This is a genomic window from Lutibacter sp. (genome assembly GCF_041596795.1).
Lineage (GTDB): Bacteria > Bacteroidota > Bacteroidia > Flavobacteriales > Flavobacteriaceae > Lutibacter.
The window spans coordinates 1-2,081 of sequence record NZ_JBFHHX010000266.1 but is presented as its reverse complement, the minus strand read 5'-3'; the positions used below and the strand labels follow the sequence as shown (position 1 = coordinate 2,081).

1 protein-coding gene and 1 pseudogene are annotated in these 2,081 nt (G+C 28.2%); both read right to left on the bottom strand.

Annotation, left to right across the window (positions count from 1 at the left end):
* On the bottom strand, positions 1-1,722 hold a 1,722-nt coding region (locus ABY298_RS16170), incomplete at its 3' end, for an NTP/NDP exchange transporter (RefSeq protein ID WP_372747071.1).
* 112 nt (positions 1,723-1,834) lie between these two features.
* Positions 1,835-2,081, bottom strand: a pseudogene (locus tag ABY298_RS16165) (hypothetical protein); the annotation flags it as partial.

Sequence of the window (2,081 nt, the reverse complement as noted above, 5' to 3'; positions counted from 1 at the left end):
TTGAAGCATTGGATGATTTCTTAACTCAAGTGAAAGTCCAATTAATGCAGCGTTGGCAATAGTATTATCTTTTCGGTTTAAGTATTTGTCAAAAAGATCAATAGTATTGTTATTATATTTTTTTAGTAAATATCTAAAAGCGGAAGTAGTAACTTGCTGATCCCTATCATTTACCATTGTTTCAATTTGAAAACATAAATTTTCGGTTTTTAAAAAGTATAAATTTTCAATTGCCAAGGCTCTAACTTTTGGAGATTCATGGATCAATAAATTTTTAATCGCTAAAAAGAATCGCTCATCTTTTGCCTCTAAAGTTTTTTGGAGCATATGTAAAATTTGGTTTTCAGTTCCTGTATTTAAAACCCTGTTTACAGTTTCTATAATTGAAGTTATTGCAATTTCTTTTTTGGTTGTTTTTTCTTTTTTTATTTGTGTAGTGTCTAGCAAATTTTTAAATGAAATAATGTATTCTTTTCTTAAATGATAGATAAAATACAACCAAACTGATATTAAGGCAATAATAATTAAACTTATATAGGTAGATGAAATATCCAGTCCGTTAACAAAAAATATTAAAATAAAACCTGCAAGACCAGTAGCAATACTGTCAACAACAACATCTGTAAACGTTTTTGTTTTCTTTTTTGTTTCTATTGGTATTGGTATAGAAAGTAATTCTGTAGCCGCTTTATTTACCGATTGTTTTAAACTTCCATCAATAATTTTAATGGCAATTATTATCCAAAGTTGGGGAATAAATAGTAATAGAAATGAGCCAATTAAAATACCCGAAGGCAACCAAAGTAACGATTTTCCAACACCAAATGTTCCAACAATACGCTGCGTTAAAAATAGTTGAACAAGCAATGAAATTACACTTAATGTAGAGAACCAAAACCCAAAGAAAGAGGTTAATTCTTCTTGATCTTCAATTAACCTTGAAGCATAATCACTGTACTGATAATCAACCAGTTTGGCAACCAAAACACTTAATCCAATTACAATGGCAATTAAGCTTAAAAGTTTAGATTGTTTTATTAATTTAAAAGGAGATTCTCCTTTTGGATTTGAGCGTAATGAAACCTGAAAAGTGTTTAATTTTGTAACTTCGTTTTTCCAAATATTTTTTGTGATAGGTAAACAAAAAGCCAATAGAAAAGCTGCAACAAAAAGTAATACTTCGGTTCTTAAAAAAGTGGTTAATATAGATGTTAAATAACCTCCAAAAATTCCTCCTGCAATAGCTCCAGCTCCAATAAATCCAAAAACACGTTTTGCTTCGCGTACGTTATATACTAAGTTTGCTAAAATCCAAAATTGCGAAGCTGTTAATAATCCAAAAATAGCTACCCAAACATAAGGAATGTATAAAATGTATCCGCCAGCTAAATTAAAAGTTAATGCAATTCCAAAAACTATTAACGAAATTATAGAACCAATTATAGTTCCTTCAATAACTTTATTTAGTGGTTTTTTTTCTAAAATTTTATCGTAAAAGTAAGAGCCAATTATTGCCATTATTGCTGTTAATACATAACCAAGCGGCAAAGCATCGGCGGTTAATTCTGATAAAAAAAGAGAATTTATAGTAGGTTTTACTATTAATAATGTTGTTATTATTAAAAAAATATTAAGCTGAAGTAACAATGTTTTATGAAGTTCTTCCTCTTTTAAATCAAATACTTGTAAAATATATCTTTTAAGAGTGATGATGTTAAACATTTAAACTGCTTTTTTAAAAGGGTGAAGAAAAATTTTATTAAAGATATTGAAATGAATGATGCAAACAAAAAAATTTGTTTGAAAGAAGCTTAAATTTAATATAGAAGTTTTATTAACGGCTTAATAGAGCCTTTTCAATTGGTTTTACTAAGTTTCTAATAATTTTTTCACCGGAAGTATCATCAACTAAGGCAACTAAAATATAACGTCTTTTAGGATTTTTATCCCAAACTAAAATAGAATCTGAGTGAAAGTTTTTCCAAGAACCAGATTTTCTGAATAAGCGTGCATTTGGAGCAATTTGATCTAGTGTATTTACAAATTTATGGTGTAAGGCTGGTTTTTCCATTATTCCTAAC